Origin of the sequence: Mesorhizobium sp. WSM3868, assembly GCF_002294785.1 — a bacterium.
Classification (GTDB): domain Bacteria; phylum Pseudomonadota; class Alphaproteobacteria; order Rhizobiales; family Rhizobiaceae; genus Mesorhizobium.
Genome location: NZ_NSGB01000006.1, coordinates 227573 through 250874, shown reverse-complemented (window position 1 = coordinate 250874; position 23302 = coordinate 227573). Strand labels below are relative to the sequence as shown.

At 62.7% G+C, this 23302-nt stretch carries 23 protein-coding genes and 1 tRNA gene; 12 read left to right on the top strand and 12 right to left on the bottom strand.

The features are described from left to right. Nucleotides 1-164: 164 nt before the first annotated feature. The 3 genes from CK221_RS12730 to CK221_RS12720 all read right to left on the bottom strand — a co-directional run bounded on the left by CK221_RS12730 (nucleotide 165) and on the right by CK221_RS12720 (nucleotide 3450). Nucleotides 165-1049 (bottom strand): methylenetetrahydrofolate reductase, encoded by an 885-nt coding sequence (locus tag CK221_RS12730; protein WP_095777960.1) that lies wholly within the window; start codon nucleotides 1047-1049, stop codon nucleotides 165-167. 16 nt (nucleotides 1050-1065) lie between these two features. Continuing rightward, nucleotides 1066-1914 (bottom strand): formyltetrahydrofolate deformylase, encoded by an 849-nt coding sequence (gene purU / locus CK221_RS12725; RefSeq protein WP_095777959.1) that lies wholly within the window; start codon nucleotides 1912-1914, stop codon nucleotides 1066-1068. A gap of 156 nt (nucleotides 1915-2070) precedes the next feature. Then, complete coding sequence (locus CK221_RS12720; protein WP_095777958.1) at nucleotides 2071-3450, bottom strand: aminomethyltransferase family protein; 1380 nt, start codon at nucleotides 3448-3450, stop codon at nucleotides 2071-2073. Between the two features lie 107 nt (nucleotides 3451-3557). On the opposite strand from CK221_RS12720, the gene CK221_RS12715 reads away from it, so the two are divergent. Continuing rightward, a complete protein-coding gene (locus tag CK221_RS12715) occupies nucleotides 3558-4457 on the top strand; it encodes a LysR family transcriptional regulator (protein ID WP_095777957.1) in 900 nt (299 codons plus the stop codon). A 56-nt stretch (nucleotides 4458-4513) separates the two neighbouring features. On the opposite strand, the gene CK221_RS12710 is transcribed toward CK221_RS12715, so the two are convergent. Together CK221_RS12710 and CK221_RS12705 are read right to left on the bottom strand one after the other, a co-directional pair. After that, nucleotides 4514-5053, bottom strand: a complete 540-nt coding sequence (locus CK221_RS12710) for a cupin domain-containing protein (protein ID WP_095777956.1) — start codon at nucleotides 5051-5053, stop codon at nucleotides 4514-4516. 28 nt (nucleotides 5054-5081) lie between these two features. Continuing rightward, nucleotides 5082-5435: a DoxX family membrane protein gene (locus CK221_RS12705; RefSeq protein ID WP_095777955.1), complete on the bottom strand. Its 354-nt coding sequence runs from the start codon at nucleotides 5433-5435 to the stop codon at nucleotides 5082-5084. A gap of 236 nt (nucleotides 5436-5671) precedes the next feature. Here CK221_RS12705 and CK221_RS12700 point away from each other — a divergent pair, with 236 nt between their 5' ends. Genes CK221_RS12700 through CK221_RS12690 form a run of 3 tightly spaced genes read left to right on the top strand, consistent with a single transcriptional unit; the run spans nucleotide 5672 to nucleotide 8518 of the window. Further along, complete coding sequence (locus CK221_RS12700; protein WP_245430632.1) at nucleotides 5672-6769, top strand: alcohol dehydrogenase catalytic domain-containing protein; 1098 nt, start codon at nucleotides 5672-5674, stop codon at nucleotides 6767-6769. A gap of 19 nt (nucleotides 6770-6788) precedes the next feature. Further along, a complete protein-coding gene (locus tag CK221_RS12695) occupies nucleotides 6789-7811 on the top strand; it encodes an amidohydrolase family protein (protein ID WP_095778028.1) in 1023 nt (340 codons plus the stop codon). A gap of 35 nt (nucleotides 7812-7846) precedes the next feature. After that, nucleotides 7847-8518 (top strand): 4-carboxy-4-hydroxy-2-oxoadipate aldolase/oxaloacetate decarboxylase, encoded by a 672-nt coding sequence (locus CK221_RS12690; protein WP_095777953.1) that lies wholly within the window; start codon nucleotides 7847-7849, stop codon nucleotides 8516-8518. Between the two features lie 61 nt (nucleotides 8519-8579). Here CK221_RS12690 and CK221_RS12685 read toward each other — a convergent pair whose 3' ends face one another. The 4 genes from CK221_RS12685 to CK221_RS12670 form a co-directional block, all read right to left on the bottom strand. Continuing rightward, nucleotides 8580-9215, bottom strand: coding sequence for a TetR/AcrR family transcriptional regulator (locus CK221_RS12685; protein WP_066997878.1), 636 nt, complete (start codon nucleotides 9213-9215; stop codon nucleotides 8580-8582). A gap of 131 nt (nucleotides 9216-9346) precedes the next feature. Then, a complete protein-coding gene (locus CK221_RS12680) occupies nucleotides 9347-10294 on the bottom strand; it encodes an ABC transporter substrate-binding protein (RefSeq protein WP_095777952.1) in 948 nt (315 codons plus the stop codon). A gap of 359 nt (nucleotides 10295-10653) precedes the next feature. Continuing rightward, a tRNA-Gln gene (locus CK221_RS12675) sits at nucleotides 10654-10728 on the bottom strand. Between the two features lie 171 nt (nucleotides 10729-10899). Continuing rightward, the gene (locus CK221_RS12670) at nucleotides 10900-11244 is read right to left on the bottom strand and encodes a VOC family protein (RefSeq protein WP_066997872.1); all 345 of its coding nucleotides are present in this window, start codon (nucleotides 11242-11244) and stop codon (nucleotides 10900-10902) included. Nucleotides 11245-11462: 218 nt separating this feature from the next. Here CK221_RS12670 and ppdK point away from each other — a divergent pair, with 218 nt between their 5' ends. The 3 genes from ppdK (at nucleotide 11463) to CK221_RS12655 (ending at nucleotide 16271) form a co-directional block, all read left to right on the top strand. After that, nucleotides 11463-14147 carry a pyruvate, phosphate dikinase gene (gene ppdK, locus CK221_RS12665; RefSeq protein ID WP_095777951.1) on the top strand — a complete coding sequence of 895 codons (2685 nt, stop codon included), beginning with the start codon at nucleotides 11463-11465 and terminating at the stop codon, nucleotides 14145-14147. After that, complete coding sequence (locus tag CK221_RS12660) at nucleotides 14053-15372, top strand: glycosyltransferase family 9 protein (RefSeq protein WP_245430631.1); 1320 nt, start codon at nucleotides 14053-14055, stop codon at nucleotides 15370-15372. The genes ppdK and CK221_RS12660 overlap by 95 nt, the downstream gene beginning before the upstream one ends. Nucleotides 15373-15539: 167 nt before the next feature. Further along, nucleotides 15540-16271 carry a polysaccharide deacetylase family protein gene (locus tag CK221_RS12655; protein WP_245430624.1) on the top strand — a complete coding sequence of 244 codons (732 nt, stop codon included), beginning with the start codon at nucleotides 15540-15542 and terminating at the stop codon, nucleotides 16269-16271. Between the two features lie 77 nt (nucleotides 16272-16348). Here the strand turns inward: CK221_RS12655 and CK221_RS12650 are convergent, their stop codons facing one another. Both CK221_RS12650 and CK221_RS12645 read right to left on the bottom strand, forming a co-directional pair. Beyond that, nucleotides 16349-16738: a DUF427 domain-containing protein gene (locus tag CK221_RS12650; RefSeq protein ID WP_095777948.1), complete on the bottom strand. Its 390-nt coding sequence runs from the start codon at nucleotides 16736-16738 to the stop codon at nucleotides 16349-16351. Nucleotides 16739-16896: 158 nt separating this feature from the next. Further along, nucleotides 16897-17253 carry a hypothetical protein gene (locus tag CK221_RS12645; protein ID WP_095777947.1) on the bottom strand — a complete coding sequence of 119 codons (357 nt, stop codon included), beginning with the start codon at nucleotides 17251-17253 and terminating at the stop codon, nucleotides 16897-16899. Nucleotides 17254-17449: 196 nt separating this feature from the next. Between CK221_RS12645 and CK221_RS12640 the strand changes: the two genes are divergently transcribed. Continuing rightward, nucleotides 17450-19078, top strand: coding sequence for a fatty-acid--CoA ligase (locus CK221_RS12640; protein WP_095777946.1), 1629 nt, complete (start codon nucleotides 17450-17452; stop codon nucleotides 19076-19078). A gap of 79 nt (nucleotides 19079-19157) precedes the next feature. Continuing rightward, the gene (locus tag CK221_RS12635) at nucleotides 19158-19946 is read left to right on the top strand and encodes a DUF1499 domain-containing protein (protein ID WP_095778027.1); all 789 of its coding nucleotides are present in this window, start codon (nucleotides 19158-19160) and stop codon (nucleotides 19944-19946) included. Between the two features lies 1 nt (nucleotide 19947). On the opposite strand, the gene CK221_RS12630 is transcribed toward CK221_RS12635, so the two are convergent. Further along, entirely contained in the window at nucleotides 19948-20856 is a 909-nt protein-coding gene (locus CK221_RS12630) for an MBL fold metallo-hydrolase (RefSeq protein ID WP_095777945.1), read from the bottom strand. A 201-nt stretch (nucleotides 20857-21057) separates the two neighbouring features. On the opposite strand from CK221_RS12630, the gene CK221_RS12625 reads away from it, so the two are divergent. The 3 genes from CK221_RS12625 to rfbC all read left to right on the top strand — a co-directional run bounded on the left by CK221_RS12625 (nucleotide 21058) and on the right by rfbC (nucleotide 23299). Next, nucleotides 21058-21648, top strand: coding sequence for a biotin transporter BioY (locus CK221_RS12625; protein WP_095778026.1), 591 nt, complete (start codon nucleotides 21058-21060; stop codon nucleotides 21646-21648). Nucleotides 21649-21861: 213 nt separating this feature from the next. Then, nucleotides 21862-22752: a glucose-1-phosphate thymidylyltransferase RfbA gene (gene rfbA, locus CK221_RS12620; RefSeq protein WP_095778025.1), complete on the top strand. Its 891-nt coding sequence runs from the start codon at nucleotides 21862-21864 to the stop codon at nucleotides 22750-22752. Continuing rightward, entirely contained in the window at nucleotides 22745-23299 is a 555-nt protein-coding gene (rfbC, locus tag CK221_RS12615; RefSeq protein ID WP_095777944.1) for a dTDP-4-dehydrorhamnose 3,5-epimerase, read from the top strand. Before rfbA ends, rfbC begins: the two co-directional genes overlap by 8 nt. Nucleotides 23300-23302: the final 3 nt, after the last annotated feature.

Sequence of the window (23302 nt, the reverse complement as noted above, 5' to 3'; positions counted from 1 at the left end):
TGAGCGCGCCGGACGTCCTCGCGGATGTCCGGCGGTGCTGACTGATAGGCTGCGCGTGGCAATCGTGCCGCAACATTCGCCCATGTAGCGGCAACGAGAGACCATGGCGCGCCGACGATCGGCGCGCCATGGTCTGGCTCGGCTCTCGGGAGATGGCTGCGCGCTTAAGCGATCGACGAGCGATCGTCGGCTTCGAGGCCTTGCCACGAGCCACGCTCGTAGAGCCACCTGGCCGTATTCTTGATGCCGCCAAACGGAAAGACATGCAGCAGCGCGATTGCCGACTCCGGCTTTGCCCGCAGATGGTGCTCGATCGGGCCGACGAAGCTCTCCGGCGAGTGACTGGTGGCAAGGGCGGCAAGCGAGGCGCTGCGCTTTTTCAAGAAACTCAGCGAATTGCCGACGCCGCACAAGGCGGCGTATTTTAGCAAGGTCGTGATCTTGGCGGGACCGGCCACGCCAAGATGGATCGGCAGGTCCACCCCGGAAACCGCCAGGCCGTCCGCCCAGGCGATGAACTTGTCCGCGTCGAAGCCAAATTGGGTGACGACACGCATCTTTGCCCCGGTCCGCTCGGCCCAGGCGCTCTTCATCCGGAGCGTTGCAATCGCCGCCTCGTCGCCAAAGTCGCGACTGCCTTCCGGATGGCCGGCTACACCGACCTCGGCGATGCCGTACTTGTCAACGAAACCAGTCTCGAGCACCTCGAAAGAGGAGGAAAATGAACCGGCTGGGGTAGCCACGTCGCCGCCGATGATGAGCAAGTCGCGGACACCCGCTTCCTCAGCCAAAGCCTTCACCCGCGTTTCCAGCGCTTGGCGCGTGGTCAGTCGGCGAGCGGCCATATGGGGAACCGCGGTGTAGCCAAGGTCCGCGACGCGACGCGCTGCCTTGACCAGGGTCGGCGTGTCCGCCAGGCCGATATCGGTGATGTAGACCCGGACCCCCGACGGGAAAAGGCCCGGTAGGTCAGGGGAGTCGATCACCTGGCTTGGCGCCATCTCGATCGAGGCGTCGATAGCGGAGGGGCGGATAGCAGCTTTTTCCATGCGCGTGGCTCCGTTGTTAGGCGAAGACGACGGTCTTGCGTCCATTGAGCAAGACCCGATCCTGAAGGTGGAAGGCGACCGCGCGGGCCAGCACGCGGCGTTCGATGTCCCGACCCTTGCGAACGAGGTCCTCGGGCGTGTCGGCATGGGTCACATGTTCGACGTCCTGGGCGATGATCGGACCCTCGTCCAAGTCTTCGGTGACGTAGTGCGCCGTTGCTCCGATCATCTTCACGCCGCGCTCATGCGCCTGGTGATAGGGCTTGGCGCCCTTGAAACCCGGCAGGAAAGAATGGTGGATGTTGATGCAGCGGGCGGAGAGATAGGCTGAGAAGTCGTCGGATAGGATCTGCATATAGCGGGCCAGCACGATAAGCTCGGCGCCGCTATCTTCGATCACGCGCTTGATCTTCGCCTCCTGGGTGGCCTTGGTCTCATGGCTGATCGGGAAGTGGTGGAAGGGAATGGCGTCGTCGGAGGCGAGGTTGAGACCTTCTCGCGGATGGTTGGAGACGATGGCGACAACCTGCATGGGCAACTCGCCCAGTCGTTGGCGGTAAAGCAGGTCTACCAGGCAGTGGTCGAATTTCGAGACAAGCAGCAGAACCTTGCGGGGCAGGTTCTGGGGCCGCAATGTCCATTGCAGGCCGAAGCGGTTGACCTCCTCGGAAAAACGCCCGGCGAGATCATCGAGGGGCGAAGGCAAATCGAACGCTACCCTCATGAAGAACCGATCCGTCTCGGGGTCGTCGAATTGCTGGGCCGCGGTGATGTTGGCGCCATGTGCTGCCAAACGGCTCGCCACGCCGGCGACGATGCCCGGCCGGTTCTTGCATTGGAGCGTAAGCAGATAGGACTTTTCCATACCCGGTCTCCGGGTTGACGGCCGAGCTGAAGGGCAAGGCGGTTTCTCGCGTCGCAAAGTGACACCGGCAGGAGGTCCCGCCAGTCTGTTGTCGTCGGGTGCGGTTGCCGTGAGGGGAGGGCGGCCGTGATGCCGCCCTCGGTTCAGGCGTGCGGCTTAGGCGTTCTTGCGATAGCTGGTGCGTGCGTGCGCGTCGATCGGCGCCGGGTGGACGGTGGCGCGGATCTTGAACTGCACGTGGTCTTCAACCTGCACCTTGGAGGATGGCTTGGGCTCGCCCCAGACCACCACCAGTTCGGTGCCAGGCTCTGCCACTGCCGCATCCACGACCGCGATCGACATCATCGAACGGTAGTTGGCCGAGTATCCGGTATGAAGCGAACGCCCGGCCAAGCTTCCGTTTGGCGCCTCGACCCGGTCGTAGTGATAGGTCGCGTAGTGGGCGATCGGAAGGTTGATGAACTTCGCTCCGACACCTGGCTGGTACATCGAGGCCCACGCCTTGGCGACGTCGTCGCCGTTCCACTGCAGCGTCACCTTGCGGTTGGCCGTGGTCTGGCCGTCGGCGACCTGGGCCTCGAGCGCCTTGCGGCCGATGAAGTCGTGGTCGAATTTGACGATCTTTCCGTAGCCCACGTCGTAGGGCGAGAAATAATAGTCCTCGATGTTCTCGGAAAAGAAGCTTCCGCCTAGAGACACATTGGCATCGATCTCGTCCGCGGCAAGCCACTTGCGGAAGCCCGCCGTGCTCTTGCCCGAGTAGAACGCCGGCAACGGGCGCGGAAGCCATCCGGACTCGAGCGAGTTGGTCAGGTACGCCCGGCCGCCGACCTGAATCATGTTGTGCTTTTTGCCCGCCTCGAGCAGAGCGGCCCGAACGACCTCATGATCGGCCCAGGGCCCGACGAACTCGAAGCCTGGTTCGCCCGCCATGCCGTGGCGAAGCGCGCGGACCATCTTGCCGGCGATCGTGAAGCGGGTGCCGTGGAAGAACTTCACATCCGGCGGCTCGCCGCCGATGAGTTCCCGGATCACGTTGAACGCACCAGGTCCCTGGATCTCGTAGCGGTAGCACAGCGGATTTCCCTTGCGGGCATAGGACGGATTGTCCCGCACAAGCTCGACGTCGTAACCGCCGGTCTCGGCATGATACTGAAGCCAGTTGATCGTCGGCGGAATGCCCACCGCTTGGAATTCGTCTTCCTCATAGCGGAACAGGATGTTGTCGCCGATGAGCTGGCCCTCGTCGTTGACCGCTACATACTGCTTCGCGGCGTTGACGGGAAAGTATTCAACGCTGTTGATCGCCGTGTCGCGGATGAGCTTCAGCGCATCCTTGCCGCGGATGTTCAGGTCGGCGAGATGGTGCGACTGGTCATAGAGCACGGCGTTGCTGCGCCAAGCGAGCTGTTCGTCGCGCCAGTTGGTGAATTCCGGCGTCACCGGCGTGCTGACGATCGGCGGGCTCTGCGATTCCCAGAGCATGGTTTGGGCGCTTCCAGCGTCAGCGATCTTCTGTTCGAGATTAGCAGCCATTTTCAATCCTCCTGTGCAGCTCCTTTCCGGCTAAGCCCTTGCAGGACATCTAACAACGCAATAGGTTCGATACAGGTGATCGAAATTTTGCATAGAGAGTAGGCGCCATGCTGTCGGAGGAACTTGCCCAGATCGACCTGAATGCTTTGCAGGCATTGGTCATGGTCAGCGACTGCCGGTCCTTTTCAGAGGCGTCGGAGCGCCTCGGCGTCAATCAGTCGACGATCAGCTATTCGATCAAGCGGCTTCGAAAGGCCTTCAACGACCCGATGTTCGTTCGCCAGGGCAACTCGATCCTGTCGACCGACAAATGCCGTCAACTCGCCCAGGAAGCGCGCGATGTCCTCGAGCGCATGCAGGCGTTGTCCTCTCTGCAAGGTTTTGATCCCGCTACGTCCACGGGCAGCGTGACGATCTCCTGTAACCATCACGAGCGTATGTTCCTGATGCCGGCCTTCGTGCGCCAGGTCCAGCAGCAGGCGCCCCAGATCGCGGTCAACATTTTTGAATCCGCCGTGCACGGCAAGCAGCAGCTCAAGGAAAACATTTGCGATATCGTGCTCGGCCCGGTGGCGATTTTCGGCGATATCTACTACCGGCGTAAACTCTTCACCGACCGCTACGCTTGCATCATGGATTCCAGCCATCCGCTTGCGGCCGGCGAACTGACGATGGATCGCTACCGGCAGACGCGGCATATCGCCGTGACCCACAATGGCCAGTGGGAGGCGTTGTACTTCGCGGCGCTTCGGGCAATCGACGTCAGGATTACGCCGAGCGTGATCGTGCCGAGCCACGACAATCTCGAAGCATTGATCCGGGGCACGGAGCTGGTCGCGACCATTCCTTATCGCCTGGCCCGCCGGCTTTCGGACAAGTTGACGTTAAAACCTTTCCCCCTCGAGGTGCTGATCCAGATCGACATGTATTGGACCGAGCGTTCTCACTATTCGGGCCTGCATGCGTGGACGCGCCAGATCCTCGCCGACGTGGCGGCAACGATCTGAGCGGTCCGAAGCCCAGCCGAGGCTGGTGTGGTCTCTCTGGGATGGTAACCGCCGCGTCAGACAGTGGCGCCGAGCATGATCACGGAGATCGTCGCCGGCTGGTCGCCTGGATTGCGCCATGCGTGACGAGTGCCCTGCTGGACCACGGTGTCACCGGCATTTAGCTCGACAGTCCTGCCGGCATCGAGTTCCAGGATCAGTCTGCCCCTGACCACCGTGACGTAGTCGACGGTCGGGGTCTGGTGCATGCCAGGGCTGTCCGGCTCCATCCGCTCGGCAATGCCAGGTGATGCCTCGATGAGTTCGGGACCGGCCACCGCGGGATCCCATTCCGATGAAATGTAGACGCTGTCCGGAGGGAAAGTAATGATCCAGAACGATGATCCGCCTGCCGGCATGACCATGGTGCCGGTCGTCTCCATGGGGTCCTTGTAGTCGATGCTCCCCAGCTCTGGCGCCCCCTCGATTTTCCACTGTGGCGACGATACGAAACCTGGCGTGTGGCGCAGGACCATTTCCCCAGGGGAGGGGCCGTCGCTGACGACCACTGACTTGCCGGCGTTGTCCCTGCCAGTGACGACGCGCCGAACCTTCATATGAAACCTCCCAGGTAGATGTTCAAAGTCACAGTGCCGAGATGAGGCAAGCGAGCGCCCAAAAAAGCGGGAACTCCGGTCCCATCTGCTGCCAGCGCCATTTGGCGCCGTTGATCTTCACCACTGCGTAGGCTGCTCCGAGCAGCACGACGATCGCGCAACCGGTTGCTGCTTTCGAATAGACGTTGAAAACCATGCCGAGCGCGGCAAGCACCTCGAGGACGATTGTCAAGACAAGGAATGGCTTGCCAGGATTCAGACCGGCCTTCTCAAACGTCACCGGCGCCTTATCGAAGTTCCTGACCTTCCCGATCAGATGCGGCAGGAACCAGACTCCACATAGGATCCTCAGGCAGTCCTGAGGCTGCAACTCGAACGGCATTGTACGTCTCCTCCCCAGCAGCGTGACGGCTGCAGTCGTTGTGAGCGGGCCCCGTTTTGGCCGCCAGCCACCCTGCGAAATCGAGCGTAGGCCCGAGGGCAGCAGCGATGGTTGGTACCGGCACCGCAAATCGGGTCTTGCGTCACCCAATCCAGATACTGTACGGTATCCACAGTCCAGTCGGAATGTCAACTCGATCCGGTTGGCGGAATTTGAGGAGGAACATCGTGACAGTGATGATGCGCGCCGCACGGCTGCATGCGGTAAACGAACCAATGCGGATCGAGGAGATCGCCAAGCCTCGAGCGTCCGGAACAGATGTCGTGGTCGAGGTCAAAGCCTGCGGTATGGTCCCGAACCTCGCCAACGTGCTGAACAACTGGGAGAACTGGTATCCTCACCAGCCGCTGCCTCCCAAGCCCGCGACGTTTGGCCTTGACCCCGCCGGCATCGTGCACGAAGTGGGCGAGCAGGTCGTTGCCTTGAAGCCCGGAGACCGTGTCTACGTCAATCCGTTGCGTTCGTGCGGTGCCTGCCACGCCTGCGCCAGCGGCAACCAGATGAAGTGCGACTACTTCACCTTCGCCGGATATTTCGGGTTCAATCGCAACAGCCTGGAAATCTACAAGCGCTATCCCGGCGGCGGCTTCGCTCAATTCATGCGCGCGCCCCAGAGCGCCATCGTCAAGATACCCGACAATATGACGTTTCCGCAGGCTGCCCGCATGGGCTATCTCGGCACGTCCTATTCGGCGCTCAGAAAGCTGGGCAACCTTGCGGGCAAGTCGCTGATCATCAACGGCGCGACCGGAACGCTGGGTGTCGGCGCCACCATGTTCGCGCTCGCCATGGGGATTTCCACCATCTATGCGGTCGCGCGCGGCAAGCCATTGCTGGAAAAGCTGAAGCGCCTCGCACCGAACCGGATCGAGATTTTTTCCAGCCTGGACGGCAAGGTCGCGGACTGGGTGCGCTCCAAGCACCACTCCGGCGCGGATTTCATGCTCGACAGCCTTGGCGCGGTGGCCGACGTCAACGCCATGAGGGACGCGATGATGGGCGTCAAACGTGGCGGCACCATCGTGAACATCGGCGGTACGGGCGCCGACATGCTGTTCAACACCAAATGGTGGATGGACAATTCGATGGTGCTCACCGGTTCGGCCTGGCTCAGCACCGCGGAGGGTATCGAGATAGCCGAGCTGGTCCGGTCCGGGGCGGTCGACCTGTCCGTGCTGGAAGCCCGCACCTATCCGCTGGACCAGATCAATGAGGCGATCAACGGCGTAGCCTCGGGCGACGGTGGCTTCACCAACTACGTGCTGGAGCCCTGAGCTGCGGTTGGAGAATGCCATGATAATCGACTGCCACGGTCACTACACCACCGAGCCCCCGGCGCATCATGCCTATCGCAAGGCCCAGGTGGCGTTTGCCGAGGGCCAGCGCGACGCAGGTCCGGTCTATCCCGGCATAAGCGACGAGACGCTTCGCGCGACCGTCGAAGACAACCAGCTTCGTCTTCAGCGGGAGCGCGGCTCGGACCTGACAATTTTGTCGCCCCGGGCCTCGGGCATGGGCCATCATGTCGGCAGCGCTGCGCTGAATGCCGAATGGTCCCGTGTCTCCAATGATCTCATTGCGCGCATCGTGGACCTGTTCCCGCTGAACTTTGCCGGTGTCTGCCAGCTGCCGCAGTCGATGAGCGGTGACCTCGCTCCTGTGCTGGCTGAACTCGAGCGCTGCGTGGACGAGCTCGGCTTCGTCGGCTGCAATCTCAACCCCGATCCGTCCGGCGGCTTCTGGTCCGCGCCGCCAATCTATGACCGCTACTGGCATCCGCTCTTCGAGAAGATGGTCGAGCTCCAGGTGCCGGCCATGATCCATGTCTCGGGCGCGTGCTCGGCCTGCCTGCACACCACCGGTGCGCACTACATCAATGCCGACACTACCGTGTTCATGCAGCTGATCCAGGGCGACCTCTTTCGCGATTTCCCAGACCTCAAGCTAATCATTCCCCACGGCGGCGGCGCCGCTCCCTATCACTGGGGCCGCTATCGCGGGCTGGCAATCATGATGGAAAAGCCGGATCTCGCCACGCACCTGATGCGCAACGTCTATTTCGACACCTGCGTCTACCACCAGGCGGGGATCGACACGCTGTTTCGCGTGATCGGTCCGGACAACATCCTCTTCGGCTCGGAACTGCTGGGCGCGGTCAAGGCGGTTGACCCGCTGACCGGCTTCAACTTCGACGACACGCGCCGTTACATCGATGCTTTGGGCCTCGACGAAGCCGACCGCGCGGCGGTGTTCGAGGGCAATGCGCGCAAAGTCTACCCGCGGCTGGACGAGAGGCTCAAGCGACAGGGTCGCTAGCGAGGTCCGGCCGGCACGAATCTGTGGAGATATCAATGGCAAAAGTCGTGACAAACACCGAACGTACGCCGATCGAAGTGTGCGACGCACTGGGCGCGATGGGGGTGGCAACCGTTCACGAGGCCCAGGGACGCAAGGGGCTGCTGGCCTCGCGGCTGCGTCCCATCTATGACGGCGCCAGGATCGGCGGCAATGCGCTTACCTGCGAGGTGGCGCCGGGCGACAACTGGACCATTCATGTTGCATTGGAGCAGGCGCGGCCGGGCGATGTGCTCGTCGTGACTCCGATCTCTCCATGCGAAGACGGATTTTTCGGCGACCTTCTGGCTGAATCGGCGATGGCGCTCGGCATCCGAGGCCTCGTGATCGATGCCGGCGTGCGCGATGTGGCTGCTTTGCGAGCGATGAAGTTCCCGGTCTGGTCGAAGGCGATCTTCGCTCAGGGAACGGTAAAGGAGACGCTGTGCGATTGCCAGGTTCCGATCATCTGCGCCGGTGCCCGCATCTGCCCTGGCGACGTGATCGTCGCCGATGATGATGGCGTCTGCGTGGTGCCCCGTGCCAATGCCGAGTTGGTTGCGAGAACGGCACGAGAGCGGGAGGCGGCCGAGGAAGACAAACGTCGCCTCTACGCTGCAGGCAAGCTCAGCCTGGACGTCAACTCAATGCGCGAACGGCTGCGCTTGAAGGGACTTGTCTACGAATAGGCACCCGACGTCCACGAAGGAGAATCGGTCGGCCTTCCAACGTGGCGTGGCATGGTTCGCGTCAGGACGCTGCAGTCCGCTTGCGCACGGCCTTTCCGTTCTTATGCCTAAAAAGATGAGCCTCGTGCATCGACGTCAGCGCGACCCGCACCATTTCGCCGGGCGCCCTGTCGTCCATAAAACTCGACATGCCGCCATAGACGAGTTCGAGGACGATACCGCCGACATAGAGTGGCCGGGGTTCCGCATCCCCATACGGAAACAGCTTCTCCGACAACAGCCTGCCCAGCCCTTCCCACTGGTCCCTGAACAGGCGCAGGTGCCGATCCTCCAGCGTGTTGTCTCGGCGCGCGATGCGCAGCAGGTCGATGGCCAGCGTTCCCCAGCGCTTGTCCTTGGCGCGTTGGTTGGCCCATTCGCAAATGGATTCGATGACATCCTTCGGCTCGTCAACGCTGCGAAGCCTTTCGGTCAGTTCGACCACATCTCCGCCGGCGTTGCGCTCCAGCAGTTGCAGGAAGATGTCTTCCTTGTTCGTGAAATTGGAGTAGAAGGCCCCCTTCGAGAAGCCGGCCTCCTCTGCGATCCGCTCGATCGATGCGCCGGAATAGCCGTCTCGGGCCACCATCTCGCTGGCCGAAGCCAAAAGCTTTTCGCGCGTCAAGGCTTGGCTTTGTTCACGGGTCAGTCGCGCCATCTTTGATCATCCAATGAACGTATCGGGATACCCAGCGTATCTGAGCAAGCAACTTAGGGTCGTCGACCTCCAAGGGCAAGCGAAGGTGAGGGGTCAGTTGCGGGATTGCTTTGGTGCACGGCAGGATGGGTTCAGCCGACAGGGGTGCAAGCGGCGTCGAGGTAAGAAGCATCGAAGGCGTGCAGCGCTTGGCTCCGAAGGGCCTCATCGAGCAAATGCGCGCGGATCATCAGGTCGATCGTCGTGCGCAACGCGTTTGCCGGCACGGCCAGCTTGTCCGGCCACATGCCCATGTCACGCATGTATCCTAGACCACGATTGGCCAGGGTGGAGCTTTCCGGCGTGGTGATGCGTTGGAAGATCGGCAATGTTACGTCCTGCCGTGCCGGTTCATTGGTGATCGCATGGGCCTCAATCAGGGCGTTGATGAAGCGTATGACCACATCTCGATTGGCTTGCAGCCACGATGATCGGCCGATGACCGCGGTGAAGAGGATCTCGGGTATGAACTCATTGACCTCGCCGATCAGCTTGTAGCCTTGGTCCTCGGCCAGGAAGTTCCACGGCGCGGGCTGGGGAGCACAGTCGACTTGCCCGGCCTGCAGCGCCTCCCACCGTTTGGTATGAATACCCGCAAGCACGAATTCGTAGTCGGCGGGGTAGTGCAGTCCTTGGCAAGCCAGCACAATCTGCGTGTAAATCGCAGTACCCTCGGTGAGCGAGGACGTGCCGATCCTCTTTCCTCGAAGGTCCGCCAGGGTGGCGATTTCTGGCCGCGCCACGAGAGACATCGGCAGCCGCACTGCATTGGCCGCAACAATGCGCAGTTCTCCACCGTTCACGAAGTCCGCGACTGCTCCTTCTGGCGGCGTAATCGCAAGGTCGGCCTCACCCTCAAGGACAGCTCCTGTTGCCTTGTCGACGCTGCCGAAGCGCTTGTATTCGATGGCAATGCCGTGCTTGCCGAATAATCCCAACTCGTCTGCAAGGAAGACCGGAAGCCAATTGAACCCCTGCGCTCCGCCCGCGAGGCGAAGCTGGGCAGGCGTGGAAGGATCAGCTGTCGTGTTTTCGGCCATTGGCTCCTCCCGCCGGTATTCAGCACTGGGCGTTTAAATACTATAGGTATTGGAATTCCAATCGGTATGTCAATCGGCCACGCTTTTTTCCTCGCAGCCCGGCTGACTGAGCTACCGTGAACAATTGCTCCGCGTGCTCTCGATCGCGAAAAGCGGCCAACAGGGGCTACGGCCCTTGGCACCATACCGCACATGCTATCGTGAATTCGAAGCGGTCCTAAACGGCGCCGCTTCTCTTAAGTCCAGTTCCGGACGCCAGATTCTTGCTGCCGGTCCACGCATCCAAGGCCCTACCCGAGTGCCCTAGACGAAGACCTGATCGATTTAGCTAAATCATTGAATAAAAGATAAAAAATGGTTGGCTGGGGCGCCAGGATTCGAACCTGGGAATGTCGGTACCAAAAACCGATGCCTTACCACTTGGCGACGCCCCAGCAGCCGGGCGGTGCCCGCTGCGCGCGGCCTTATAGGACGAGCCGGTCGAAAGCTCAATGCTTGGACCGCTGACATCCAAAGTAATCTTGCCGCATGTCTGCGCCGGCGGATAGCCGCCGCGTTCGGGCGTAATCTGGAGGGGAGATCGATCCGGCGACCGGAATTGCGGGCTATTCGCCCCACACGGCCAACTCGTTGCCGGCCGGGTCGGTGAAGTGGAACCGTCTGCCGCCTGGGAAGGAAAAGATCGGCTTGATGATGCTGCCTCCGGCATTCTCAACGGCCTCCAGCGTCTCCTCCAGGTTTTCGGAATAGAGCACGGGCAGCGGTCTGGCGGGCGCTTCGCCCGCATCGGCCTGGAAGCCGCCGTCGAGCCCCTCGGCAAAAGCGGAGTAAGTTGGCCCGTAATCGGTGAAAGACCAGGAAAACGCCGCGCTGTAGAAGGATTTGACGCTGTCCAGCGTGCCGCCGGTGGCCGGAAGTTCCAGATAGTCGAGTTTTCCCTCGAGTTTCATCGCGCTACTCCACTTTGTTCTTGTTGTGTTCTATCTCGCGCAACTCACACCGGCAAGTCTTTTTGACGCAGCTTTTGCTTAATCGATTGTAGTCGCGGCGCTTGCTTTGCCGGCGCTTGCCTTTCGCAATGCAGCATCTTATCGCTCGGATCGGAAGGGCGGGGACCGGGGCCTTGGCCCGGGTGTTGTCTATCTTCCAAGGGACCTGGAGGGCATGCATGACCAAGTGGGTTTACACCTTCGGCGACGGTGCCGCTGAAGGCCGAGCCGGTGATCGCAACCTGCTCGGCGGCAAGGGCGCCAACCTTGCCGAGATGTGCAGCCTCGGCCTGCCGGTGCCGCCGGGCTTCACCATCACCACTGAAGTCTGCAATGCCTATTACGCCAACGGCCGCACCTATCCGACATCGCTTGAAGCGGATGTCCTGGCGGCGCTCAACCATATCGGCAGGCTCACCGGCCGCAATTTCGGCGATCCGTCGAAGCTGCTTCTGGTCTCGGTGCGCTCCGGCGCCCGCGCTTCGATGCCAGGCATGATGGATACCGTGCTCAATCTCGGCCTCAACGACGAGACGGTCGAGGCGCTTGCCGCCGATTCCGGCGATGCCCGCTTTGCCTATGACAGTTACCGCCGCTTCATCCAGATGTATTCCGACGTCGTCATGGGCCTCGATCACGAGGTTTTCGAGGAAATTCTCGAGGACCAGAAGGCGAGCCTCGGCCATGAGCTCGACACCGAACTGACGGCCATCGAATGGCAGGGTGTGATCGCGCTCTACAAGGCCAAGGTCGAGGAGGAGCTCGGCAAGCCGTTCCCGCAGGACCCGCGCGAGCAGCTCTGGGGCGCCATCGGCGCCGTGTTTTCGAGCTGGATGAACAACCGCGCCATCACCTACCGTCGCCTGCACGACATCCCGGAAAGCTGGGGCACGGCGGTCAACGTCCAGGCCATGGTGTTCGGCAATATGGGCGACACCTCCGCCACCGGCGTTGCCTTCACCCGCAATCCCTCGACCGGCGAAAAGCAGCTCTATGGCGAATTCCTGGTCAATGCGCAGGGCGAGGACGTGGTGGCCGGCATCCGCACGCCGCAGAACATAACCGAGGCCGCGCGCATCGCTGCGGGCTCTGACAAGCCCTCGCTGCAGAAACTGATGCCGGAAGCTTTCCAGTCCTTCGTCGATATTTCCGACCGGCTGGAGAAGCATTACCGCGACATGCAGGACCTCGAATTCACCATCGAGCGCGGCAAATTGTGGATGCTGCAGACCCGCTCCGGCAAGCGCACCGCCAAGGCGGCGCTCAGGATTGCCGTCGAGATGGCCAAAGACGGGCTGATCACGAAAGAGGAGGCGGTCGCCCGCATCGATCCGGCCTCGCTCGACCAGCTCCTGCATCCGACCATCGATCCCAAGGCGGCGCGCGACGTCATCGGCGTCGGCCTGCCGGCCTCGCCGGGTGCTGCCACCGGCGAGATCGTCTTCTCCTCCGGTGAGGCCGAGGATGCCAAGGCGCAAGGCCGCAAGGTCATTCTCGTGCGCGTCGAGACCAGCCCGGAGGACATCCACGGCATGCATGCCGCCGAAGGCATCCTCACCACGCGCGGCGGCATGACCAGTCATGCCGCCGTGGTGGCGCGCGGCATGGGCAAGCCCTGCGTCTCGGGCGCCGGCTCGCTGCGAGTCGACTACAAGGCCGGCACGCTGATCTCGATGGGCCAGACCTTCCGCAAGGGTGACATCATCACCATCGACGGCGGCAACGGCCAGGTGCTGAAGGGCGCCGTCGCCATGCTGCAGCCGGAGCTGTCCGGTGACTTCGCCGCCATCATGGAATGGGCCGATGCCGCGCGCCGCATGAAGGTGCGCACCAATGCCGAGACGCCGCTCGACGCGCGCATGGCGCGCTCCTTCGGCGCCGAAGGCATTGGCCTTTGCCGCACCGAGCACATGTTCTTCGAAGGTGACCGCATTATCGCCATGCGCGAGATGATCCTGGCCGACACCGAGAAGGACAGGCGCTCGGCGCTCGACAAGCTTCTGCCGATGCAGCGTTCGGATTTCCTCGAGCTGTTCGAGATCATGGCGGGCTTGCCGGTGACGATCCGCCTGCTGGACCCGCCGTTGCACGAATTCCTGCCCAAGACCGACGCCGAGCTCGCCGAGGTCGCGACCGCCATGAATGTGCCGGCGGACAAGCTCAGGCAGCGTACCGAGGCGCTGCATGAGTTCAATCCGATGCTCGGGCATCGCGGCTGCCGTCTGGCGGTCTCCTATCCCGAGATCGCCGAGATGCAGGCGCGCGCCATTTTCGAGGCGGCGGTCGAGGCCGGCCACAAGGCCGGCGCGCTGGTGGTGCCCGAAATCATGGTGCCGCTGGTCGGCCTCGTGAAGGAGCTGCAATACGTCAAGGCGCGCATCGATGCCGTCGCGCAAAGCGTCATGCAGGAGACCGGCACCAAGATCGACTATCTTACCGGCACCATGATCGAGCTGCCGCGCGCAGCCATCCGCGCCCATGTCATTGCCGAAGCGGCCGAGTTCTTCTCCTTCGGCACCAACGATCTGACCCAGACGACTTTCGGCATCTCGCGCGACGATGCGGCCTCCTTCCTTGAAACCTACCGGCAGAAAGGTATCATCGAACAGGATCCGTTCGTTTCGCTGGACATCGACGGTGTCGGCGAACTGGTGCGGATTGCGGCGGAAAAGGGCAAGGGAACACGACCCGACATCAAGCTCGGCATTTGCGGCGAGCATGGCGGCGACCCGGCCTCGATCCGCTTCTGCGAAGAGGTCGGCCTCGACTATGTGTCATGCTCGCCTTACCGTGTACCGATTGCCCGGCTGGCTGCGGCCCAGGCGGCCGTGGAGGCCGCGAAGGGAAGAGCCAAGCGCGCCTGAACGGCGCGCTCCATCTTACGATTTCGTATGGAAACTCACGCGAACGTGCGCGCGCTGGTTCTCAATCTCGACATCGTTCCTGGGCAGTTTCTGGTTCCGAATTACTCGGGGCGTGAAACAGATGTTGCAGATTTCCCCCACCTCTTTCCGATCGATCCTGATCATGCAGACCAAGTTCATAGGCGACATCGTGCTTGCCTCTGCCTTGGCGAAGAACCTTCAGCTCGAATATCCAGGTGTGAAGGTCGTGTTCCTGTGCGATGCCAGGTTTGCTGGATTTCTAACAGCGCATGGGATCGCAGCGGAGGTCGTTTCGTTTAGCCGTGCCGGCATGCGCGGCACGCCGCTCCAGCGCGGGCGCGAGCTTGTCCGGGTTGTGCGAACTTTGCGGCGGCACCGCTTCGACATGGTCATCGACATCACCGATTCCAAGACTTCGCGGCTGGTGTCCGGATTGGTCCGTGCCCCGATTCGTGTCGGCCACTATCCGACGGAGCGACCTCTGCGCTGGCTTGAGCGCCAGCCTGCCAATGTCAGGATGAAGCCGTACGGATTCGGCGAAAAGCATTATCTCTTCCGCTATTTGTCGCCGCTCGAGGTGCTCGGCGTCGACCTGCGCGTCAGGGCACCGGCCATCCGCCCGCTGCCCTTCGAAACGACGCAAGCGCTCGCCTTGCTGAGCAAGCATCATTTGCGGCCAAATGCCTTCGTGGCGGTGCATGCGGGGGCGAGCTTTATCGGGCGTCGCTGGCAGCCGGAGCGCTTTGCGGCCGCGATCGAACGGATATCGTCCGAAACTGGCCTGGACGCTGTGCTGATCGGCGGCCCTGATGAGCACGAGGCGGCGGACAAGATCATGGCGGCAGCGAAAACGCCGGTCGTCAATCTGGTCGGCACGCTCTCGCTCGAAACGTTGCTGGCGCTGCTCAAGGAGGCCAGGTTGTTCCTCGGCAATGAGAGCGGCCCGATGCATATGGCGGCCGCAGCCGGCACTCCGGTCGTCGGTCTGTTCGGCCGGACCAATCCGGTTCGATGGGGCCCGGTCGGGGTCCCCAGCATCTCGTTGCGGCCCTCCATGCCCTGCGATTGCATCGGCGGCGACCTGTGCCGTCGGACCGATTCGAGCAAGGCATGCTGTGTCTGGCGCCTTGAAGTGGATTCCGTGGTCGAGGCGGTGCGCGAACTTTTGGCGCGTACCGACGTGGCGCTTGAGCAGGCGGTCTAGCTCAAGTCTGCTAAAGGCGTGTTGAGCTTTTGCAGCTACTCTCCATGCAAATTGTCGCGCGGTGGCTATTCGGATGCGAACCGTTCCGATTTTCGCCTAGATGCGCGTCTTGTTGACGCCATCTTGCGGTTGAGCGGCTTGACGGGCCGGGCATGGGAACGACGGGTTTGCTTCAAAAATCTCTTTGCGCGATCGCGCTATCGCTTGTCGTGGTCTCGGCTGGCAATGCCGGGACGCTGGTCGAACCGACGTTGCATCTGACGCCGCAAGGCGGCGGTGGCCGTGTCGCGCTCACGCTGGACGCCTGCGGCGGGAAGACCGATACGCGCATTCTTTCGGCGCTGGTCGAAAACAAAATTCCCGCGACTATCTTCGTCACCGGCATCTGGCTGAAGCGCAACGCCGCCGCTGTCGGGATCATGCGCGCGCATCCTGATCTGTTCGAACTGGAAAACCACGGTGGCCGCCACATCCCGGCGGTCGACACGCCCCGCAAGATCTACGGCATCAGCAGTGCCGGCAGTCCAGATGCCGTTCAGGCCGAGGTCGAGTCGGGTGCCGCGGCGCTTGCGAGCGCCGGCGGCCCGCCGCCGAAATGGTTTCGCGGCGCCACCGCCGAATACAGCCCGTCGGCGATCGCCATGATCCGCAAGCTGGGCTTCAAGGTCGCGGGCTTTTCCGTCAATGGCGACGGCGGCTCACTGCTCGGCGCCAAGGAAACCGCCCGGCGCATCGCCGCTGCCAAGGATGGCGACGTCATCATCGCTCACATCAACCAGCCGACCCATGCCGCGGGCGAGGGTGTCGTCCAGGGCCTGCTCGCCCTGAAGCAGAAGGGCCTGACCTTCGTTCGGCTGGACGACGCCGACGACGTCGGCAACGACGGCACCACGGATTGATCCGTGGCGGAGGTTGATGACGACGGCTGGGAGGCTCAGCGACCTCGGAGATCCGCGATGCTATCCGCCGCAGTCTATCACTCCGGCTTAGTCTCGACCGTCACCTTGCCCGTATAGAACGCGCCGTGATCGCGGATCTCGACCATTTCGTCGAAAGGCTGCTCATAGGCCCACATCGCGTCCCTGCCGCTGTCGCCGGCCGGCAGCACGCTCCAATAGCTCGCGTTGCCCTTGTAGGGACAATGCGTCGAATGCTCGGTCCTGGCGAGCTTGCCGAGATCGATATCGTCGAATGGGATGTAGAAAACAGCCGGGTAGGGCGGTTCCGACAAGAGCCTGGCCCGGGTCGACTTGGCGATGACGACGTCGCCGGCCCTGACCGTGACGGTGCCGCGATAAGGCTCTATCGTTATCACCTTGTCGGGATTGCGCTGAAAGCCGGGGGCGGGGTTGGCGCGCTTGTCCAAGAGGGGTCTCATCGGCAGTTTGAGGAAGGTGCGTGGCGGTTTTTCCTTCGGAACCGCTCTCGTCCGTCAAAGGTGGATCGGCCCGACGCCTCGCGCAAGGCAGCGCGATGACGCAAAATCGCGTGCAGGCGAAATAATGTTCTAACCGACGCCGACAGTCAGGCGGCGGCCTTGAATGCGTCCATGAGGCCGGCATAGGCGGCAGCGATGCCGGCGACCGGATTGCTGCTTCTCGCCGCTGTCTCGACCTTCAGCGCGCCGCCGGCGGTCGGCAGCGTGAGCAGCAGGAACTGGCGGTTGCCGCCGTCGCCGACGCTTGCGGCAGCGACATGCTGGCCTTCGCCGTCATTCTCGACGCACATCTTGAACAGCAGCGTTCCGCCGACGGCCTCCAGCGCGCCGCCGACGACTTCGGCAAATTCATCGTCGGAAACGGTTTTGGAGTCCGGCGTCAGATCGTCCAGACTTTCGGCAAGCGTGCTTTCGAGGGCTTTTTCATCGAGCTGCACGTCCATGCGAATCTCTCCATTCGCCAATCTCACCCAGCCCATTAATGAATCTTAACGGCGACGATGGCCGGATTATGGCGGATTTCACGGGTCATTCCGCCCATCCGACCGCCTTGGACTTATGGTGGCTGGACAATCCGCCGGATCATTCCACAATGCGTGAAACAATGACGCGAAAGCGCGAAAAAGGGGAGGAGCCGAGATGCTCGGACTGATGCAGGAATGGCCGCTGCTCTGCCATAAGCTGATCGATCACGCCGAACGCCAGCACGGCGGGCGCGAGGTCGTGTCGCGTTCGATCGAAGGCCCGATCGTGCGCACCACCTTTGCCGACATCCGTCATCGGGCGCTCAAAGCGGCGCAGCGGCTGGAGCGTGACGGCTTCGGGCTCGGCGATCGCATCGCAACGCTTGCCTGGAACACCGCCCGCCACATCGAGGCCTGGTACGGCATCATGGGGATCGGCGCGATCTACCACACGCTCAATCCGCGCCTGTTTCCCGAACAGATCGCCTGGATCATGAACGACGCCGAGGACAAGGCGATCTTCGTCGACCTGACCTTCGTGCCGCTGCTGGAAAAGATCGCCGGCCAGGTCAGGTCGCTCAGGCAGGTGATCGTGCTGACCGACCAGGCGCATATGCCGCAAACCTCGTTGCCGAACGCTGTCGCCTATGAGGAATGGCTTGCCGAGGCGGACGGCGCCTTCGCCTGGAAGACATTCGACGAGAACACGGCTGCCGGCATGTGCTACACGTCGGGCACGACCGGCGATCCGAAGGGCGTCGTCTACAGCCATCGCTCGAACGTGCTGCACGCCATGATGGCCGCCATGCCCGATGCCATGGGCGTTTCGACGCGCGACGTCGTCCTGCCCGTGGTGCCGATGTTCCATGCCAATGCCTGGGGACTCGGCCAAGCCGCGCCGATGATCGGGGCCAAGCTGGTGATGCCAGGCTGCAAGATGGACGGCGCCTCGATCTACGAATTGCTCGACACCGAAAAGGTAACTTTCAGCGCCGCTGTGCCGACGGTATGGATGATGCTGCTGCAATATCTCGAGGAGACCGGCAAAAAGCTGCCTTATCTCAACAAGGTCGTCATCGGCGGTTCCTCCTGCCCGCGCGCCATCACCGCCAAGTTCCAGGACAAATACGAGGTTCAGGTGGTGCATGCCTGGGGCATGACCGAAATGTCGCCGCTCGGCACGTTGTGCACCATGAAGCCGGAATATGAAGGGCTGACCGGCGATGCCAGGCTCGATATCCAGGGCAAGCAGGGCCACCCGCCCTTCGGCGTTGAGATGAAGGTGACAGACGACGAGAACAACGCGCTGCCCTGGGACGGCAAGACCTTCGGGCGTCTGAAAGTTCGCGGCCCTGCGGTCGCGCGCGCCTACTACGGCGGCGTCGGCGCCGAGCAGTTCGACGCCGAGGGCTGGTTCGACACCGGCGACGTCGCCCATATCGACGCCAGCGGCTATATGCAGATCACCGACCGCGCCAAGGATGTCATCAAATCGGGCGGCGAGTGGATCTCCACCATCGATCTGGAGAACCTGGCCGTCGGCCATCCCGATGTGGCGGAGGCGGCCGCCATCGGCGTGCCGCACTCCAAATGGGGCGAGCGCCCCCTGCTGGTGGTCGTGCGCAAGCCGGGCAAGGAGCCGAGCAAGAGCGATATCCTGACCTTCATGAGCGGCAAGGTGGCCAAGTGGTGGATGCCCGACGACGTCGCCTTCGTCGGCGAGATTCCCCACACGGCGACGGGCAAGATCCAGAAGACCACCTTGCGCCAGCAATTCAAGGAGTATCGGCTGCCGACGGATTGAGGATTGTTAAATCTTTCGGCTTCAAGGCTGGCGCAAAAAGCTCTAAGTCTCGATGCGGACTGGGGTAATGCGGCAGACGATGGCTACAATTCCTGAACGGCAGACGTCGAGGGCGGCCGGCTGGTCGCGGCGGATCGGGGCATTCTCGCTCGTCCTTTTGCTGACCGTCGTTGCCGGCTACCGGCTCGACCTTGTCGACACCCCGCCTTTCCTGTGGGTGCTGGCGCTCGTTGCGCTGCTTGCGGCGCTCGCGCTGCTGCTCGCCGGGCTTGCACTGTCGAGGCTGTGGAATTTCGGCGACCGCGGCGGCCGCGATCTCAGCGTCGGCGCCCTGCTGGCAGTGCTGGTGCTTGCGCCTTTCGGCATCGCCGCCTACTGGGCGACCGTCTATCCGCCGCTGCGCGACATTTCGACCGACGTCGACGACCCGCCGGCGCTCGACACCAGCGACCGTACAAGCGATATGAACGCGCTGTCGCCGCCGACGCCCGGCGAGCAGAGCCTGCAGGCGGAAGCATATCCGCTGGTTAGCGGGCGCAGCTACAACCTGCCCTTCGAAACCGTGGTCGATGCTGTCGAGACCGTGCTCGACCGGCGGCGGGACTGGCAGCTGACCGCGCCCTATCCCGACATCAACAGCCAGAGCGAGGCGACGATCACTGCGGTCGCGAGAGGCTTCGTGCTCGGTCTGCCGGCAGATGTGGCCATCCGCGTCGCCGACGACGGCGATTCGGTCGTCGTGGACATGCGTTCGGCCTCGCGCTACGGGCGTCATGACTTGGGCGACAATGCCGCCCGTATCACCGATTTCCTCGCCGAGCTCGATCAGGAGGTCGCCGGCCAGGTCGGCGCGGCGCCGGCCGAGTGAGTTAACCGGCAGGCCTGAAAATCCCGTCGATCGCCGGGTCGCCTTCGCTGGCGACGAGACCGCGGGCCACCAAGTCCTCGAGATGCGCGAGAACCGAAAGGCCGGCTGCTCCGTGCAGCCGCGGGTCGGTGTCGCGATAGATCGCCGCGACCATCTCCTTGATGGTTCGGTCGCCGCTCAGGATGCGTTCCAGGATCGCCTGCTCGCGTATCTTGCGATGAGTCTTCAGCCCGCGCATGAAGCTGCGCGGCGCGGTCACCGGTCCGCCATGGCCGGGCAACAGCAGGCGGTCGTCGCGCTCGATCAGCCGGTCGAGCGATTTCATATAGTCGGCCATCGCCCCGTCGGGCGGCGCCACGATGGATGTGGCCCAGGCCATGACATGGTCGGCCGAAAACAGGATACCTGTGCCCTCCAGCGCAAATGCCGCGTGGTTGGCGGTATGCCCTGGCGTCAGCACGGTGCGGATCGCCCAGCCGTCGCCATGGGTAAGGCTGCCGTCCGCCAGCGCAATGTCGGGCACGAAGCCCAAATCGGCACTGGCATCCAGCGGATTGATCTCGCCGATGCGCAGGCGCCGCGCCGGCCGATGCGGGCCCTCGGCGAGCACGGGAGCGCCGGTGCGTTCTTTCAGCCGCGCCGCGAGCGGCGAATGATCGCGGTGGGTATGGCTGACGAAGATATGGCTGACCGGCCTGCCGCCTATTGCCGTGAGCAGCGTTCCGAGATGCTCATCGTCGTCCGGACCTGGATCGATCACTGCCAGCGTGTCGCGGCCGACGAGGTAGCTGTTGGTGCCGTGGAAGGTGAACGGGCTCGGGTTCCTGGCCGTGACGCGCTGGACGTCCGGAGCGACCGTGACCGCCTGGCCATAGGCAGGAGCGAAGCGTGTGTCGAATTCAAGCGTCATGCCGGGTCCTGCTGCTCGCGGCAAAATGATTGCCGCATCCTGCGGAAGCCAATATAGGAAAATCAATGCATGTCGCCCAAAACTGCGCAGCAGTCTTGGGAGAACGACACGCATCAGGACGAAATCTTGAAGCGCGCCGCCTGAACTCGTTTCTCTGCGACGCGCCTCAAACACAGCAAATCAGCCACGATGGGGAAGACCATGGCAACTGCAACCACGATGCGCCCGCTCGTTTCTCTCGCTCTGCCCGACCAGGGCGCGGCCCGGCTTGCCAGCCAGCTCTTTCTGGCGCTTGCAGGAACCCTCCTGCTCACCCTGTCGGCGAAGACGAAAGTGGTGTTGGGCCCGGTCGACATCTCGCTGCAGACGCTTGCGGTGCTGCTGATCGCCTCGGCCTTCGGCATGCGTCTTGCCGTCGCGACGCTCCTTCTCTACCTCGCCGAGGGCGCTTTTGGTTTGCCGGTGTTCCAGGGCACGCCGGAAAAGGGCCTCGGCATCGCTTATATGCTGGGCTCCACCGGCGGCTACCTCGCCGGCTTCGTGGTGATGGCGGCGATCGCCGGCTGGGCCGCCGACCGCGGCTGGGACCGCCACCCCTTCAAGCTGTTCGGCGCCATGCTTGCCGCCGAGATCGTCATGATGGCGATGGGCTTTGCCTGGCTGGCGGCGCTCATCGGACCGGAAAAGTCCTGGCAGTTCGGCGTCGCGCCGTTCATCGCCGGCGACCTGATCAAGGTGGCGCTGGCCGCGAGCCTCGTGCCGGCGGTCTGGGCGCTGCTCAAGCGCTCCTGATCGCGACCAAATGACAAGGGCCGGTGGGCGCTTGGCGCCGGCCGGCCCCTTTTGCGCCGGATTCGCTCGCAATCGCCGCATGCCGGATGCAAGAAAGCAGTGAAATAGCGTCGGGGAAGAAATCAAGCCGACAATTGACAAGCCAGTGCCCGAAACATAAGCACGGGCAACTTGGCGTCGAGGCGGGGGCCGCGGTAGTTCAAGGAGAGCTTGTTGAAAGGAATTATCCTTGCCGGCGGCAGCGGAACACGCCTCTATCCCCTAACATTAGCGGTTTCTAAGCAAATACTGCCGATCTACGACAAGCCCATGATCTACTACCCGCTGAGCGTGCTGATGCTTGCGGGAATCCGCCAGATTCTGGTCATATCAACTCCGCGTGACTTGCCGGTGTTTCAGGCTTTGCTGGGCGACGGTTCGGAATTCGGTGTGGAGCTTTCCTATGCCGAGCAGCCTCAGCCGAATGGTCTTGCCGAGGCTTTCATCATCGGCCGCGACTTCATCGGCAGGGACAGTGTGTCGATGATCCTCGGCGACAACATCTATTTTGGCGGCGGCCTGTCGCAACTCTGCCGCGAGGCGGCGACGCGTGATGGCGGCGCCTCGGTCTTCGCCTACTATGTCGACGATCCGGAGCGTTATGGCGTGGTCTCCTTCGACAAGGTCACTGGCAAGGCTTTGACGATCGAGGAGAAGCCGCAAAAGCCGAAGTCCAACTGGGCCGTGACCGGTCTCTATTTCTACGACAATGATGTCGTCGACATTGCTTCCACGATCCGCCCTTCGGCGCGCGGCGAGCTCGAGATCACGGCGATCAACAATGTCTATCTCGAGCGTGGTGAGTTGCATGTCCGCCGCCTCGGAAGGGGTTACGCCTGGCTGGACACGGGCACGCATGACAGCCTGCTCGAAGCATCGTCTTTCGTGCGCACGATCGAGCATCGCCAAGGCATCAAGGTCGCGTGCCCGGAGGAGATAGCGCTGGAGCAGGGTTGGCTCGACGCTGAAAAGGTTCTGGAGCGCGCGGCGCGCCTGGGCAAGAATGAGTACGCTGCCTATCTGCGCAAGCGGGCCGCCGACCTGACGGAGGAACGCTTTGCTTGAGGTCAGGCCGCTCGGCCTCGACGGTGTGCTGGAGATCGTGCCCAAGCGGCACGGCGACGCGCGCGGTTTTTTCAGCGAGACCTGGAATGCCGGGCGTTTCGCCGAGGCCGGCATCGATCTCGCCTTCGTGCAGGACAACCACTCCTATTCCGCGGCCGCCGGCGTGCTGCGCGGGCTGCACTATCAGTTGCGGCCGCGCGCCCAGGATAAGCTGCTGCGCGTGATAAGCGGCAGCGTCTTCGATGTCGCGGTCGACATCCGCCGTTCCTCGGCGACGTTCGGCAAGTGGGTGGCGCTGGAAATATCGGCTGAGAAGGGCAACCAGATCCTGGTGCCGAAAGGGTTTGCGCACGGCTTCGTCACGCTCGTGCCGCACACGGAGGTGCTGTACAAGGTGACCGACACCTATTCGCCCGGGCATGACAGGTCGATCCGCTTCGACGATCCCGAAATCGGCATCGAATGGCCGGCGATCCCTGGCGGATTCCAGCTTTCGGACAAGGATCGCAAGGCGCCTCTGCTCGCCACGGCGGAGGTGTTTGCGTGAGAG